Raw genomic sequence first — 14,461 nt, 5'->3', positions numbered from 1 at the left:
TAATTTCCAATGGCTTTAATCGCTCGAGCGCGTAAAAAGCGCAAGCCGGTCGCCGAGATGAACGTAGTGCCTTACATCGACGTGATGCTGGTGCTGCTGGTCATTTTCATGGTGACCGCACCGATGCTCAACCAGGGTGTGAAGGTTGATTTGCCCAAGGTCTCCAGCGAGGCTTTGCCGCAAGACAACAATACCCAGGTTCTGACCATTTCGATCAAGGCTGACAAGACCTACTTCTGGAACCTTGGCAGCGAAGTCGACACCGACAAGCAGATGGACAAGGCAATGACCTTGCCCCAGATGACTGACGCCGTGACCAAGATCATCCGCGCAGGCAATGAAGGCGGCAAGCACACCCAGGTGTTTATTCGCGGTGACAAGACCGTGGATTACGGGGCGGTAATGGGGGCTATGGGTGGTCTGCAGAAGGCCGGGGTCGGTAACGTTGGCTTGATAACCGAGGCTCCCTGATGCGCGAACAGCGGGAGCCGTCCGCCTCTGAAAACTATTTTTGGCCTGCAGTCTGGGCGGTAGGGTTGCACGTCCTGATTTTTGGCATGCTGTTTGTCAGCTTTGCCATGACTCCGGAACTGCCGCCTTCCAAACCGATTGTTCAGGCGACCTTGTACCAGCTCAAGTCCAAAAGTCAGGCGACCACCCAGACCAATCAAAAGATTGCGGGTGAGGCGAAGAAATCCGCCGCGCGCCAGACCGAAGTCGAGCAGATGGAACAAAAGAAGGTTGAGCAGGAAGCTGTAAAAGCTGCGGAACAAAAGAAAGAAGAGGCTGCCGAAAAAGCTGCAGAAGCCAAGAAGGCTGACGAAGCCAAAGCGAGCGAGGCCAAAAAGGCAGACGAGGCGAAGAAGGCTGATGAAGCCAAGAAAGCCGATGATGCCAAAAAGGCCACTGAAGCCAAAAAAGCCGAAGAGAAAAAACTGGCTGACATAGCCAAGAAAAAATCCGAGGAAGAGGCCAAGAAGGCTGCGGAAGAAGAGGCCAAGAAAAAGGCCGCGGAAGACGCCAAGAAAAAAGCGGCTGAAGATGCGAAGAAAAAAGCAGCTGAAGACGCCAAGAAAAAGGCCGTAGCAGACGAGGCGAAAAAGAAATCCGCCGAAGATGCGAAGAAAAAGGCCGCTGCCGATGCCGCCAAGAAAAAGGCCGTGGAAGCAGCTCGTAAATCGACCGAAGAGAAAAAGGCGCAAGCCTTGGCTGATTTGCTTTCCGATACGCCGCAACGCCAGCAGGCGCTGGCAGATGAGCAAGGTGATGAGGTCGCCGGCAGTTTCGATGACTTGATTCGTGCTCGTGCAGCAGAAGGGTGGGCCCGTCCGCCATCGGCGCGCAAAAACATGACAGTGGTGCTGCAGATCGGCATGTTGCCAGATGGTACGGTAACCTCTGTGACGGTTGCCAAATCCAGCGGTGACGGACCGTTCGACAGCTCCGCAGTGGCAGCGGTCAAGAATATTGGCCGTTTAACGGAAATGCAGGGTATGAAACCCAGCGATTTTAATCCTTATCGATCGTTCAAGATGACATTCACACCTGAGGATCTAGCCTTGTGATTAAACTTTTTCGAGGACTGCTGGTCGTCGTCTGCTGCCTGGCAGGGATGGCTGTAGCAGATGAAAAGAACATCCTGGTCACCAGTGGCAGCGATCGGGCAACGCCAATTGCCGTAGTCCCTTTTGGTTGGCAGGGCGGTACAGTGCTGCCGGACGACATGGCTGAAATTATCGGCAATGACCTGCGCAACTCGGGTTACTACGCGCCGATTCCAAAGCAGAACATGATCGGCTTGCCTACCCAGGCCAGCGAAGTCATTTTCCGCGACTGGAAAGCCCTGGGTGCCCAGTACGTAATGGTAGGCAATATCGTGCCGGCAGGCGGTCGCCTGCAGGTGCAATACGCCTTGTTCAACGTTGCAACCGAGCAGCCAGTACTGACTGGCAGTGTGTCGGGCACGGCTGAACAGCTGCGGGACATGGCGCATTACATCTCCGATCAGTCGTTTGAAAAACTGACCGGTATCAAAGGTGCATTCTCCACCCGTCTTCTTTACGTGACGGCCGAGCGTGCCAGTGCCACCAACACCCGTTACACCCTGCAACGTTCGGACTACGACGGTGCCCGTGCCGTGACCCTGCTGCAATCCCGTGAGCCGATCCTGTCGCCGCGTTTTGCGCCCGATGGCAAACGCATCGCTTATGTGTCGTTCGAGCAGAAACGTCCTCGCATCTTCGTGCAGAACATTGATACCGGCCGCCGTGAGCAAATCACCAATTTCGAAGGTCTGAACGGTGCGCCAGCATGGTCGCCGGACGGCTCGAAACTGGCGTTCGTATTGTCCAAGGACGGTAATGCCGAGATCTATGTGATGGATCTGGCTTCCCGAGGGTTGACTCGTGTTACCAACAACCCTGCAATTGATACAGAACCTTTCTGGGGTAAAGATGGTTCTACCATCTATTTCACCTCCGACCGTGGCGGCAAACCACAGATCTACAAGACCAACGTTGGCAGCGGTAACGCAGAGCGCGTGACCTTTATCGGCAACTACAACGCCAGTCCTAAGCTTTCGGCTGACGAAAAGACCCTGGTAATGATCCATCGTCAGGACGGCTTCACCAATTTCCGTGTTGCGGCGCAAGATTTGCAGCGTGGAAGCGTGAAAATCCTCACAGATACCAACCTTGATGAGTCTGCTACTGTTGCGCCCAACGGCACCATGGTAATCTACGCCACCCGCCAGCAGGGCCGGGGAGTCTTGATGCTCGTGTCCATTAATGGACGCGTAAGGCTCCCTCTTCCTACCGCTCAAGGCGAAGTCAGAGAACCTTCCTGGTCCCCTTACCTGAACTGACGTGGTGATAGCTTTACGTTGCACATAACACTTGGGGTTCATTAGGAGTTTTACGATGGAAATGCTGAAGTTTGGTAAATTTGCTGCGCTGGCACTGGCCATGGCTGTAGCTGTAGGTTGCTCGTCCAAAGGCGGCGACAATGCCGGTGAAGGCGCTGCTGTTGATCCAAACGCTGGTTACGGCGCAAACACTGGCGCTGTTGATGGTTCCCTGAGCGAAGAAGCTGCTCTGCGCGCTATCACTGTTTTCTACTTCGAATACGATTCTTCGGACCTGAAACCAGAAGCAATGCGCGCTCTGGACGTTCACGCCAAAGACCTGAAAGCTAACGGCGCTCGCGTTGTTCTGGAAGGTAACACTGACGCCCGTGGTACTCGTGAGTACAACATGGCACTGGGCGAGCGTCGTGCGAAAGCCGTTCAACGCTACCTGGTACTGCAAGGCGTTTCTCCAGCACAGCTGGAGCTGGTGTCCTACGGTAAAGAGCGTCCAATCGCTACTGGCAACGACGAACAGTCGTGGGCTCAAAACCGTCGCGTCGAACTGCGTAAGTAATTCGTCATGCGAACGTGCCGCCGTGCTGTAACTATTCTGACTCTCAGCCTCCTGCCGCTATCGGCATGGGCTGCGGTTCCTGTGGTCGATGACAACTCTGGCTATAGCAATAGCGGGGGGAGTTATCCGTCACCGGGTTATGGTGCGAGCGGCGCCTATGCCGGGGGAGGGGTTTCGACCCCTGTCTCGGCACAGGGCGAGCTGTTCAACCAGCTGCAACAAATGCAGGAACAGATTGCACGCCAACAGGGTGTGATTGAAGTTCTGCAGAACGACATTTCGCGCATGAAACAAGAAAGCCTGGAGCGATACCAGGAACTTGATCGGCGTATTGGTGCTGGCATTGCTCCTGCTGCCGCCCCTGATAATTCTTCTGCTGGTGGCGCTAATGCCGCCGGTAATACAGCAGCGCCTGCTTCCCAGGCCGCTGCCAGTGCCGAGCCTGGCGATCCGGCGAAAGAGAAGCTCTATTACGATGCTGCTTTCGACCTGATCAAAGCCAAGGATTTCGACAAGGCCAGCCAGGCATTTACTGCCTTTCTGCGCAAATACCCCAACAGTCAGTACGCGGGTAACGCCCAGTACTGGTTGGGAGAAGTGAACCTGGCCAAAGGTGATTTGCAAGCGGCAGGCCAGGCCTTTGCCAAGGTCAGCCAGTTGTACCCCAAGCATGCCAAAGTGCCGGACTCGCTCTACAAGCTTGCTGACGTAGAGCGCCGCCTGGGCCATACCGACAAGGTAAAAGGCATTCTGCAGCAGGTTGTGGCCCAGTATCCAGGCACTTCCGCTGCACAGTTGGCGCAACGCGACTTGCAGCGTATGTAAGCAATAACCGGCTTTAATCGAGAAACCCGCGCCTGTCGCGGGTTTTTTCGTTAGAATCCACGCCCTTTTATGAAATACGCTCTTCTGGATCCTGCGCGAGCAGATTTTTTGGAGTGCCTGACGGAGGCGGACAGCCTGTTTAGCTGTTACGCCCGTGGCGAATATGCAAGACACATTGAGAATTACCGAAGTTTTTTACTCGTTGCAGGGTGAAACGCGGACGGCTGGCCTGCCCACCGTTTTTGTGCGCCTGACTGGCTGCCCTTTGCGCTGCGGTTACTGTGACAGCGCTTATGCCTTCAGTGGCGGGACTGTGCGCCCTCTGGACGACATCCTTGAGCAGGTTGCCGGCTTTCGCCCGCGTTATGTGTGCGTGACAGGCGGCGAGCCGCTGGCCCAGCCCAATGCCATTCCTCTACTTAAGCAGCTCTGCGATGCGGGCTATGAAGTCTCGATCGAGACCAGTGGTGCGCTGGATATCTCGGCGGTAGATCCGCGCGTTAGTCGCGTGCTGGATTTGAAAACGCCGGGCTCCAAGGAGTCCCACCGCAACCTCTACGAAAACATCGCCCTGTTGACGCCCAACGACCAGGTCAAGTTTGTGATCTGCTCGCGGGAAGACTATGACTGGGCAGTGTCCAAGTTGATTGAATACGGGCTGGAGCGACGTGCAGGCGAAGTACTGTTTTCGCCGAGCCACCATGACCTGTCAGCCCGTGACCTGGCCGACTGGATCGTGGCGGATAACCTGCCAGTACGTTTGCAAATGCAGCTGCACAAATATCTGTGGAATGACGAGCCGGGGCGCTGAAATGACTGAACAAACTGTTGTCACTGAAAAACGGGCCGTGATCCTGCTGTCTGGCGGCCTTGACTCGGCAACCGTCGTGGCCATGGCTCGTGCCGAGGGCTACAGCTGCTACACCATGAGCTTTGACTACGGTCAGCGCCATCGTGCTGAACTGGACGCTGCTGCACGTGTTGCACGGGATCTGGGTGCTGTTGAGCATAAAGTTATCGGCCTGAACCTGGACGGCATGGGTGGCTCGGCATTGACCGACAGCTCCATAGATGTGCCCGAGGCCCCGAGTGAAGGCATTCCGGTTACTTATGTTCCGGCACGCAATACCGTGTTCCTGTCCTTGGCGCTGGGTTGGGCAGAAGTGCTGCAGGCGCGAGATATTTTTATCGGTGTCAATGCGGTGGACTACTCGGGTTACCCGGACTGCCGTCCAGAGTTTATCGAGGCCTTTGAGGTCATGGCCAACCTGGCGACCAAGGCCGGAGTAGAGGGGCAGGGCTTCAGTATCAAGGCGCCTCTGCAAAACCTGAGCAAGGCACAAATCGTACAGGCTGGTATAAAGCTGGGCGTGGACTATTCGCTGACAGTTTCCTGCTACCAGGCTGACAATCAAGGGCGTGCCTGTGGCAAATGCGACAGTTGCCGTTTGCGTGCAGAAGGCTTTGCAGCTGCCGGAATTAGCGACCCAACCCGTTATTTTTGAATTATTTCCGATTTATTTCTGAGCGGGTATTGAATTCTCGTTAGAAATCAGTATTATACGCCCCACAACGAAGCGGGTCGTTAGCTCAGTTGGTAGAGCAGTTGGCTTTTAACCAATTGGTCGTAGGTTCGAATCCCACACGACCCACCATATCGCTACACCAAAACAGCCGGTCTAGTCCTCAGGATTAACCGGCTTTTTTGTGTCTGGGATTTGGTAGGGCGGGGGCTGGAAGGTGTACAAAGCACAACACACACTTTGCAGACATGCAGCCGTCTGAGTCGAACACTAATTTCGACTTCAGGTGATGTCAATATGGAGCGGTCGAGTTATTGGCTGTTTTTAGCGATTTAAGCAATGTCTGTCGGAAGGTGGATTTTGCTGTTGCAGGAACATTCTTTTTGCTCTGCAAAGCGTTTCAGATGATTGCTACCTTGAGCTTACAAGCCTGCTCGGATCTCTCCGGGGTTTGTTGCCTTCAGTGCGATTGCTACGATCCTGGTTCCGCATTTCCTAGCCCCAATTGTGGATCTTCATGCCACCGACCTGACTGATCATCAAGGTGAGCAGCAGAGAGGGCTCCGTACCTTCATCCATGGCGGCTGGTGGAAGCCCCAGTTCTTGCCACCATGTGCCAGGTCCATCCCATGTGAGCTCATGACTGAGCCCCGTACCCACCGGAAGAATTGCCTGTTCAAGTGTGTAGCGCTCGGAAGCCAGGCTGGTGACCTGAGTCAGCAGCTTTGATGTCGATGAGGGTTCGGCTGGGAATAGCGGCGGCGGAGACGCTGCTTCGATCTTTTGTATCTTCTCGACCTGCGTGATCGCGGTTACCGTGGCTTCACATGGTGGTGGGCAGTCCTGAGAGGGTTCTATCTCGGCAACCGCTGCAGGCAATTCCACCAAAGCGGCCATAGGCCTCTGTTCGTCCACACGGCGCTCGAGAGCGACCGCCCCCTGAATCAGGCTGCGTTCGTGCAGCACGGTTCTCATATGATCGTAATCGGTCTCAATGTAGGACAGGGTCGTAGCAATATTCGAATGATTGAGCAGGCTTTTGGTCAGGTGGATATTTCGTTCCGGTTGGCGCATCAGATCTGTAGCCAGCGTATGCCTGAATCGGTGAGGGGTCATTCGAACGCCCATTTTTTCAATAAGCTTGCGATACATTCCTTCGACCTGGTCAATATTCATGACCTTGGATCGGTAGTGGCTGGAAAACCTGTTGACGTTGAAAATCTGGTCATTCGGTCCGAAACCAATTTCATCGGCGGCATCTAGCAGCCTGCGAATATGGGGCTCCAGGCCAACTGGAATGGGTATGAAAAATTCACGGTGGGTTTTTTCTGTATCAGCCTGTACTTGAATCAGGCGATTGCCCCAATCGATGTCCCGGTACCGCAAATTCAGTAGCGCATTGATACGAATCCCCGAGTAATAAAACATCTCGTACACGGTGAGCCAGAACCAGGCGGGCGTTATTTTGCTGCGTTCATTTGTGCTGTGCTCTTCGATCACCAGTGACTTTAGCCATTCGCGCGCAGTTCGTATCGCGTTACGGTCAATCGTTTTACTGGCTCTTCTCGGTGGGTTGACCGTGGTTTTCTTGAACGGATTGATTGCGCAATGAGTCAATGTGCCTTGTTCAATGGCATATCCCCATATGCTGCGCAGGTGGTTTGAATAGGTGTTCCAGCTTTGTTTGGTGAGTCCTTCTGCCAGTACTTTTCTGCGCCATCCCAATATTGAGCGGTGGTCAATATTTTTGACGGATACGCTGTGGCCAAAATGCCTGAGTAGCGCGCGAGTCGAGGCCAGGTAGATCTTTCCGCTGGCTTCTCGAAGGTCATGGGTAAAAATGTAGTCCTGTGTCAATTCCAGCGGGGTGTTCATTTGGAACCCTCGGCTGATTCGACGACAAGACTCAGGCTCACATTGTCGAATGGGACTTCATTGAACACAGTCAGTGGGTCTTGCAGCAGGTAGCCGCGTAGCTTTTTCGTGCTGCGTGGCCCAACCACATTACATGTCCAGATGTTGAGGCTCTTTGCTGTTTTGCGATGCAGTTTAAGTTTCTCAAAGCTGCGCTGTACCAGTTGCCATGCATTCAACTCCTGGGCTTTCGCCTGGGCTTCAAGGGCAGGAAACTCCAGTACAAACCTTTTGAAAATTCCGGGTGTCACCAGCATTGCAGTCCCCGCTACGGTATGCACCAGTGCTTTGGTGTCATTGATGATGATTCGTCGGGCAGCGATCCCCTCCTTGAGCCAATCAACAAACCCCTGGCCCAGTTCGGTTTTCTGACGGGGAGTTTCGGCTAGGGTTTCAGAGAGCGGCTCATTTCCAGCATTCGCATGCGTGGGTTCTGGTTCGATGGGGCTGGTTACCGGATGTGAATCCAGCGGCGTTTTGATGTCGTCTAGTAGAGCCATCAATGCTTCAACCTCGGCCGGGTCGCTGGCGGTTGGGGGGAGGTGCTCGAACGGAACATTTACAGTTGCTACAAATGGGGTTGCTGATACGAAAGGGGGGCTTTGTTGCGAGCTCGGAGGGAGGCTCTGGGCATCGCTCTGGGTGTCATCAGCGGAGGTACCTGATTCGACCTGTACCGTTCCCGAATAAGCAGCGGGACGATCGTTCGCGTCGGTCCAGATCAGGGCAGGAGAGAGCCTGAGCAACGTAAAGGTATTCCGCCAGCCGCGGCCGTTATCGATCGTTGCCTTCCAGATCGCCTTGTCCTGGGCATTGGTCTGAATAACACCCTGATCTTGCAGCATGTTGAAGAAGGTCGCATTGGAGCTGGGTATGCCTTCGACGCCCTGAGTCAACAAGTAGGCTCGAAGCTGATCTGCAATGGGTTTGCTGACGAGCCAGAGTGCATCGTGTGTCAGCCACCCATCTGCCGGCCCATCTGCTTGATTCAGTCTGAGAGTGTCGCGAACCAGGTAGCGCAAACCATCAGCCAGTTGTCGCTGCAAAGACTGCTTGGGCGCAGACAATGCACGTAACGGATTGCCGCCCAACGCTTGGGCGACAGATGCCTGGTCTGCCTTGACGACAATTTCACCGAGAATTCCGGCGTGCTCGTAATGGCCAGCCAGAATAAAGATCAACTGCGCCCACAGCTCAGAAAAGCCAATAAGCCAATCCAGAATATCCGGGGTCAGTACCTGCGTATAAATCAGCGCTGCAGCTGCACCATGAAGCTGGTAATTGCGCCCGTCCACATAGCGGAAGCGATAGGCGCGCTTGATGGGCCCGTGCCAAGGGTGCCAGATTTGCCCATCTTCCAGCTCGATGTGTACATCGACGATAATTTTGCCTAGATCATGTATCAGCGCGGCATAAGCTGCCGCTGCAGTCCAGGCCTCGGCTTGAGCCGATTGCGATTCTGGAGGCGCGCCGATGGGAAGCAGATAGGTCTGGCGGATTTTCAAGGCGTAGGCGACGATTTCCAGGCCATGATCCAGCATCCCGCCAAGGTGTGCATGGTGGTGGTTCTGTGAGGCTGGGAGGAGCTGAACCAGTTCGGCGTAGCGAGCTATTGGGTGGCGGTACAAGCGCTCAAATTGCGCACGGGATAATGATGCCCGTTGCCAGATGTGCTCCAGCATTTTTTGCCGTCGCGGTGTGTCCAGAAGCGTTTGGCCGCAAGCAGGTTGTAAAAAACCGTTTGGGGGCGGTGCTTGGTCAGGAAGTGTTTTGCTACGGCGAAATAAACTAAGCATGGCCAGCTCCACATAAGAATCATGGGGCGGGCTTTTCCTCTATCAGATGGGGTCCATTCAACGGGAAAATAACACCCGCTGCTCATCCTATTTAAAAAGGCAATATGCCATCACGTCCATGAAGTCGGAGTGATTTTGGGGCCTATAAAAAGGCTTGGAAATCGGATGGGTCTCTTAGCCATGTAGGTGCCGTCGTTTATTCGTTGTCTGTCGGTTGTGTGCGTGACGGCTGAATGGTCGGTAGTTGGTGACAGTGATGGCCTAAGCTATTGCAGGGACAGGCCTTTTGCGCAGCAAGCCCTTTCGGATGGGGCTTTTACCCTTGGGCTCCCTTCCATTATCCTTTAAACCATTTTGGCTTCTGTTTTTGAGCTCTGTTGTAAATACCCGGTAAAGTTATATCCAGACACACAACACTTTAAAGGTGCTAGTCGCGTTGTGGGGCGGGCGCACACTTATGCGGCAGCAGTTCGGTTATGCTGTGATGATCTTTTATCAGGTTCGTTTTGATGGACATCGTTCACTCGATGCAGGTTTTCGTTAGCGTCATCGAAACCGGCAGTTTTACCAAAGCAGCGCAAGCCTTGCACCTTCACCGACCTGCTGTCTCCAAAACGATTCAGAATTTGGAGCAGCAACTGGGAGGGCGTTTGCTTAACCGAACAACCCGCCAGGTAAGCTTCACTCCTGAGGGGGAGGCGTTCTACAAGCGGTGCAAGGCTATTTTGGGTGAGGTCGATGAGGTCATGGCATCATTCGGTAACCGTCCGGCACTGCTCGCCGGGAAGTTGCGAATTGATATGCCTGTAGCCCTTGGGAAGCTGCTTATCATCCCGTCCCTTATGGACTTCCAAAGTCGGTATCCACATATTGAGTTGACCCTCGGCGCGAGCGACAAGCCTGTCGACCTGATCGGAGAGGGCGTGGATTGTGTTGTGCGGTTAGGGGCTCTCGAAGACTCAAGCATGGTCGCAACTGGCATCGGCTACCTACCGATGGTGACATGTGCTGCGCCTGCCTACCTTGATCGTTATGGTGAACCTCGCACATTAGACGATCTGGCCAGCCATCGAGCAGTTAATTATTTCTCTGGTACCAATCCACGGCCAATCGAATGGTTCTTCGCCTTGGACGAGCAGGTGACGAGTATGCGCCTAAAGTCGGGAATTAACGTGAACGATACTGAAGCGTTTGTTGCGTCGGCGTTATCCGGGTTTGGATTGCTCCAAGCGCTTGAGCTGACGGTTCGCAATCACCTGAAAGACGGTTCGCTTGTCAGAGTGCTAGACGGTTACCCCGTGCCCTCCAAGCGAATCTCCGTTCTCTATCCACACCGCGATTTATTACCGCCAAAGGTCGAAGCCTTCGTACATTGGTTAAAGGCATTGATGGCAACTCATGATCTGACTTAGACCGGATTGTTATTTTTAGGATAACAGTCTGTGTCTTAGGCCGGTCTTCTGGGCGACAAAAGAACGGATTACCTTTGACGTTTTCCAGATATCGGGAGTTGAGCAATGTCAAAAGTCGTCCGTTTCCACCGCGTGGGTGGCCCAGAAGTGCTTCAGATCGATGACGTCGATGTTCGCGCTCCAGGCATTGGAGAGGTCCGGATCAAGGTGAAAGCTTTGGGGTTGAACCGTGCCGAGGCAATGTATCGTTCAGGCCAGTACACCTTCATTCCTGAAATGCCGGCCATATTGGGTTATGAAGCTGCTGGCACCATCGAAAGCATCGGGGAGGGTGTTACCGAGTTCGCCATTGGCGATGAAGTTAACGTCATTCCTGCGTTTTCCTTCGCTGATTATGGAATGTACGGCGAGTTAGTCATCGCTCCACTACACGCCATTGTGAAGCAGCCGGCTGGCATGACGGCAGTCGAGGGAGCAGCCACTTGGATGCAGTTTGTTACAGCGTACGGAGCCCTGATCGACATTGGGGGTCTTAAAAAAGGCGAGACTGTATTGATCCGCGCAGCCTCCAGTAGTGTCGGTTTAGCCGCCATTCAGATCGCAAATTTGCTAGGGGCAGTGCCTGTGGCACTTACCCGCACAAGTGAAAAACGGCAAGCTCTCCTGGATGCTGGTGCTGCTCATGTGATCGCGACTAAAGAACAGAATCTCGTTACTGAGGTCAACCGCATTACCGGCAGTAAAGGTGCTCGTATGGCATTTGACCCGGTCGGGGGAGTCGAGGTTGCGAGCATCCTCCATTCATTATCCCCCCTGGGTATCTTCTTCCAGTACGGCGCACTAGACACCAGTGAAATGCGTATTCCGGTAATGGAAGTACTGGGTAAGAACCTGACTATTCGCGGGTATCAGTTGTTTGAGGTCACTCAAGACGCAGAGCGTCTGAGCCGAGCCAAAACCTTCATCATCAAAGGGCTTGAGAGCGGTGGGCTGTATCCATTGATTGCAAAAAAGTACCCGTTCGAAAGGATTGTTGAGGCTCATCAATACATGGAGTCCAACGCACAAATCGGCAAAATCGTTATCGAAATCTGACTCTACCAAACAGTTGAAGCGTAATCATCCGTCCAACACCTGCGCCTGAGATCCATCGAAACTGTCCAGGAGAGTGCCATCATGTCTGATCTGACGCCGAAAGGTTTATGTCCAAATTTTTGGGTCAGATCTGGCTTTACGCAGGGCTTTATTGGCATCTGAATCGATTTGCATAGAAATTACTCTTGGCGTATAGGTAACTTCAGGTCGCCCTCAGCACGGGCTACAAAGGAGAATTGCCATGACTGCGCAGACTACCCAGAAGCTTGCAGGCCTCTTGGGCTATAGCTTGGGTCGATGTGTGCGTTTTTTCTTTCAGGATCAGAATTCAGCACTACGATGGGTCAAGCGTTGTGCTTTCTTCATCCTGGTCGCTGTGTTGGTGGCTCAAACTGTAACTTGGTTTGTGAGTGTTTTTTTGTCGGTCGCTTGCTTTGGGCTGATCATTTGGGCACTACCTAAAATGGACGTGGCTCCTGGTGCGGCGCCTTCCGACTCCCCACATCTAGGTGAGGAATACCATTCCAACCATGAGCAAGATGATGCTATATGGCGTGATGGTCCAGAGGGCTGGGGGTACTACCGTGCAGATGATGTGCGTACCGATTTTTAGGCTTTGCCGCCAACTGATCCGATAGCCTGTTTCCCAACCCCGGCGCCACTTGCGCCTGCCTTATCTACGGGTTGCGATCCTCGTGTTAACCCCTCAATAACACCGCTGACTTGCATACCAGCCCATGCAAGTGTCGCCATCCAGAAAAGCGGCAAGATGATAAACATTGCCCCCATCACGAAATTCAGGATGGCGTCTTGAGTGGCGGTATTCAGCCCCATTACCGGATCAAAGCTCAGATGTGGCGACCCAGAGCCATAAAGCGCATCCAAAATGCTGCTATCGACCCATCGTGCGAGCTGAAACCAGAAGTCGATAAAGATCAGCGCAAAGAAAACCACGGACATCGTCATGGCCACTTTTAGCTGATAGGCGCCGACAACCAGCACCAGTGGAATGCAAATCACCATGGCCATCTTCAAAAATGCCATAACCATGGGTAACGCCTGGCGAACCATATCCATTGCAGGGAAGTAGCCCAAAGAGCCAATCGCAACCCCGAATGTGCCGGTTGCCCGGGCCAGTCCATTCCAAACCGTTCCGCCGATCTGCCCGCCGTAGTCTGTGTACACATCGCCTTGCACTTGATTTGAAGGGGAGACTAATTGTCGAACGAGGGATTCGTTGATCTGATCTGAAGACAGCCACTTGGCCCATCCCAAGAATCGAGTCAGAACATCGGGGTCGACCTGCTTCTGCAGACGCTCACTCAGTCCTGTACCGCCGTCGATCCACCATTGTTTGCATGTCGGATACCCGCCACCACCCGTGACCATGGGTAAGCCAACGTCGCGTGCCGGGTTATAGGGCCACAAGGCTCTGGGGGTTCTGGAATAGTCGGTGTCGTAATAGCCTGCTGTATTGAGCAGGTAGCGCGATCCAATCCAGCTCAGGTCAGAGAGGGCATCTGTTTTGTTGTTTACAGCCACCACGTCAGGACTGCGCATAAACAACCGCGCGCGCGAAGGTCCGTAGCAGTCGTGAGTAAAGTCAGCCACTTCCTGGGCCAGTAATGGGTTGTTAACCCGCGTCTGATTGATCGCCATTCGCATCTGCCGCAGGTCGGTTCCACACGGGATTGCAGCCACAGAACCACTAGTCACGGCCTTGGACAGTGCATGCATAAAGGCCCACCACACTGGCATATGAGCGCTTTTGCCAGCCAGTGAACTGAATGAGGTGTTCCAGCCAGTATCTCCTGGGGCAGGCAGGCTGTATTGGCACTGCTGAGCTCTGCTTTGGTCAAACGCCAGGGTATCGAAGCTCACATTGACTGCCGGCACGCCACATAGCGCCACGACCACATAACCGATATAGATGCTGGTCTCGATCCGTGCCAGCGAGAGCACGCCCTTGTTGCCCTCGTCAGCACCTTCTCCGCGTACCTTCACCCATTCGCGAACAACGATGATGCAGAAGGGCAGGGCAAACAACCCGCTATCCTGGATCATCGCCCAAATTCCGTTGTTGATTAGCCAGCCGACCAGGGTCAGGTAGTACTCGAGGTAATCATTGGTGTAGAGGGTCACTGCGCACCTCCGTTCTGAAACAGTACTTTGCTCAGCTCAATCAGCAGTACCAAAAAGACGAACAATATTTCTATTTTCAACAAGCGGCCGCGACTGTACAGGCGCTGTAGTTTGCACAGACGAGCCTTGAGCTTTAGCCAGCCCACAGTCAGTACGGCGTAGAGCAGCAAACGCCAAGCGAGGAGCGGCCAGTAATAATCTGCCCGCCATTGTTGCCACTGCTGGACGCTGTCGAACAGGCGCAGCAAGGCGGCACTCATCGACACTGCGAGGACGAAGACAGCGAGAAAAACGCCAAGCCCGATGAGGATGCGGTGCCCGATTCGCCGGTTCAT

The 14,461-nt window shown here is 53.9% G+C and carries 14 protein-coding genes and 1 tRNA gene; 11 read left to right on the top strand and 4 right to left on the bottom strand.

From position 1 onward, the window contains the following. Window positions 1–18: 18 nt before the first annotated feature. The 8 genes from tolR to GHO42_RS20835 all read left to right on the top strand — a co-directional run bounded on the left by tolR (window position 19) and on the right by GHO42_RS20835 (window position 5,899). Entirely contained in the window at window positions 19–471 is a 453-nt protein-coding gene (tolR, locus tag GHO42_RS20870) for a protein TolR (RefSeq protein ID WP_162200692.1), read from the top strand. Then, on the top strand, window positions 471–1,565 hold the full coding sequence (gene tolA / locus GHO42_RS20865; protein WP_133144214.1) for a cell envelope integrity protein TolA: 1,095 nt from the start codon (window positions 471–473) through the stop codon (window positions 1,563–1,565). Before tolR ends, tolA begins: the two co-directional genes overlap by 1 nt. Window positions 1,566–1,612: 47 nt before the next feature. Continuing rightward, window positions 1,613–2,863, top strand: coding sequence for a Tol-Pal system beta propeller repeat protein TolB (gene tolB / locus GHO42_RS20860; protein WP_016782234.1), 1,251 nt, complete (start codon window positions 1,613–1,615; stop codon window positions 2,861–2,863). A gap of 55 nt (window positions 2,864–2,918) precedes the next feature. Further along, window positions 2,919–3,419, top strand: a complete 501-nt coding sequence (gene pal, locus GHO42_RS20855) for a peptidoglycan-associated lipoprotein Pal (RefSeq protein ID WP_003441254.1) — start codon at window positions 2,919–2,921, stop codon at window positions 3,417–3,419. Window positions 3,420–3,425: 6 nt separating this feature from the next. Continuing rightward, on the top strand, window positions 3,426–4,244 hold the full coding sequence (ybgF, locus tag GHO42_RS20850) for a tol-pal system protein YbgF (RefSeq protein WP_153326789.1): 819 nt from the start codon (window positions 3,426–3,428) through the stop codon (window positions 4,242–4,244). 163 nt (window positions 4,245–4,407) lie between these two features. Continuing rightward, window positions 4,408–5,055 (top strand): 7-carboxy-7-deazaguanine synthase QueE, encoded by a 648-nt coding sequence (gene queE, locus GHO42_RS20845; protein ID WP_095001773.1) that lies wholly within the window; start codon window positions 4,408–4,410, stop codon window positions 5,053–5,055. Window position 5,056: 1 nt separating this feature from the next. After that, window positions 5,057–5,749 (top strand): 7-cyano-7-deazaguanine synthase QueC, encoded by a 693-nt coding sequence (gene queC / locus GHO42_RS20840; RefSeq protein WP_095001772.1) that lies wholly within the window; start codon window positions 5,057–5,059, stop codon window positions 5,747–5,749. Between the two features lie 74 nt (window positions 5,750–5,823). Next, window positions 5,824–5,899 (top strand) — tRNA-Lys (locus GHO42_RS20835). 363 nt (window positions 5,900–6,262) lie between these two features. Here GHO42_RS20835 and xerC read toward each other — a convergent pair. Together xerC and mobH are read right to left on the bottom strand one after the other, a co-directional pair. Beyond that, window positions 6,263–7,642 (bottom strand): tyrosine recombinase XerC, encoded by a 1,380-nt coding sequence (gene xerC, locus GHO42_RS20830; protein ID WP_153326787.1) that lies wholly within the window; start codon window positions 7,640–7,642, stop codon window positions 6,263–6,265. Beyond that, a complete protein-coding gene (mobH, locus tag GHO42_RS20825; protein WP_153326785.1) occupies window positions 7,639–9,477 on the bottom strand; it encodes a MobH family relaxase in 1,839 nt (612 codons plus the stop codon). Before mobH ends, xerC begins: the two co-directional genes overlap by 4 nt. A gap of 509 nt (window positions 9,478–9,986) precedes the next feature. On the opposite strand from mobH, the gene GHO42_RS20820 reads away from it, so the two are divergent. From GHO42_RS20820 to GHO42_RS20810, 3 genes are all read left to right on the top strand, one after another. Then, window positions 9,987–10,889 (top strand): LysR family transcriptional regulator, encoded by a 903-nt coding sequence (locus tag GHO42_RS20820; protein WP_095025872.1) that lies wholly within the window; start codon window positions 9,987–9,989, stop codon window positions 10,887–10,889. Between the two features lie 105 nt (window positions 10,890–10,994). Beyond that, window positions 10,995–11,984: a zinc-dependent alcohol dehydrogenase family protein gene (locus GHO42_RS20815; protein WP_095025873.1), complete on the top strand. Its 990-nt coding sequence runs from the start codon at window positions 10,995–10,997 to the stop codon at window positions 11,982–11,984. 241 nt (window positions 11,985–12,225) lie between these two features. Further along, window positions 12,226–12,597, top strand: a complete 372-nt coding sequence (locus GHO42_RS20810) for a hypothetical protein (RefSeq protein ID WP_153326783.1) — start codon at window positions 12,226–12,228, stop codon at window positions 12,595–12,597. Here GHO42_RS20810 and GHO42_RS20805 read toward each other — a convergent pair. Further along, entirely contained in the window at window positions 12,594–14,126 is a 1,533-nt protein-coding gene (locus tag GHO42_RS20805; protein WP_178126944.1) for a conjugal transfer protein TraG N-terminal domain-containing protein, read from the bottom strand. The two genes, GHO42_RS20810 and GHO42_RS20805, sit on opposite strands and share 4 nt — an antisense overlap. After that, complete coding sequence (locus tag GHO42_RS20800) at window positions 14,123–14,461, bottom strand: hypothetical protein (protein WP_153326781.1); 339 nt, start codon at window positions 14,459–14,461, stop codon at window positions 14,123–14,125. The genes GHO42_RS20805 and GHO42_RS20800 overlap by 4 nt, the downstream gene beginning before the upstream one ends.

This window comes from Pseudomonas sp. FSL R10-0056, from assembly GCF_009600105.1.
GTDB classification, from domain to species: domain Bacteria; phylum Pseudomonadota; class Gammaproteobacteria; order Pseudomonadales; family Pseudomonadaceae; genus Aquipseudomonas; species Aquipseudomonas bubulae.
The sequence above is the reverse complement of the archived record's forward strand: the minus strand, read 5'-3'. Positions and strand labels throughout refer to the sequence as shown.

Coding starts and splice junctions, on each gene's coding strand:
- queE (WP_095001773.1), top strand. CDS start 4,408: ATGCAAGACACATTGAGAATTACCGAAGTTTTTTACTCGTTGCAGGGT.
- xerC (WP_153326787.1), bottom strand. CDS start 7,642: ATGAACACCCCGCTGGAATTGACACAGGACTACATTTTTACCCATGAC.
- GHO42_RS20800 (WP_153326781.1), bottom strand. CDS start 14,461: ATGAACCGGCGAATCGGGCACCGCATCCTCATCGGGCTTGGCGTTTTT.
- tolB (WP_016782234.1), top strand. CDS start 1,613: ATGGCTGTAGCAGATGAAAAGAACATCCTGGTCACCAGTGGCAGCGAT.
- GHO42_RS20815 (WP_095025873.1), top strand. CDS start 10,995: ATGTCAAAAGTCGTCCGTTTCCACCGCGTGGGTGGCCCAGAAGTGCTT.
- ybgF (WP_153326789.1), top strand. CDS start 3,426: ATGCGAACGTGCCGCCGTGCTGTAACTATTCTGACTCTCAGCCTCCTG.
- mobH (WP_153326785.1), bottom strand. CDS start 9,477: ATGCTTAGTTTATTTCGCCGTAGCAAAACACTTCCTGACCAAGCACCG.
- queC (WP_095001772.1), top strand. CDS start 5,057: ATGACTGAACAAACTGTTGTCACTGAAAAACGGGCCGTGATCCTGCTG.
- GHO42_RS20810 (WP_153326783.1), top strand. CDS start 12,226: ATGACTGCGCAGACTACCCAGAAGCTTGCAGGCCTCTTGGGCTATAGC.
- tolA (WP_133144214.1), top strand. CDS start 471: ATGCGCGAACAGCGGGAGCCGTCCGCCTCTGAAAACTATTTTTGGCCT.
- GHO42_RS20820 (WP_095025872.1), top strand. CDS start 9,987: ATGGACATCGTTCACTCGATGCAGGTTTTCGTTAGCGTCATCGAAACC.
- pal (WP_003441254.1), top strand. CDS start 2,919: ATGGAAATGCTGAAGTTTGGTAAATTTGCTGCGCTGGCACTGGCCATG.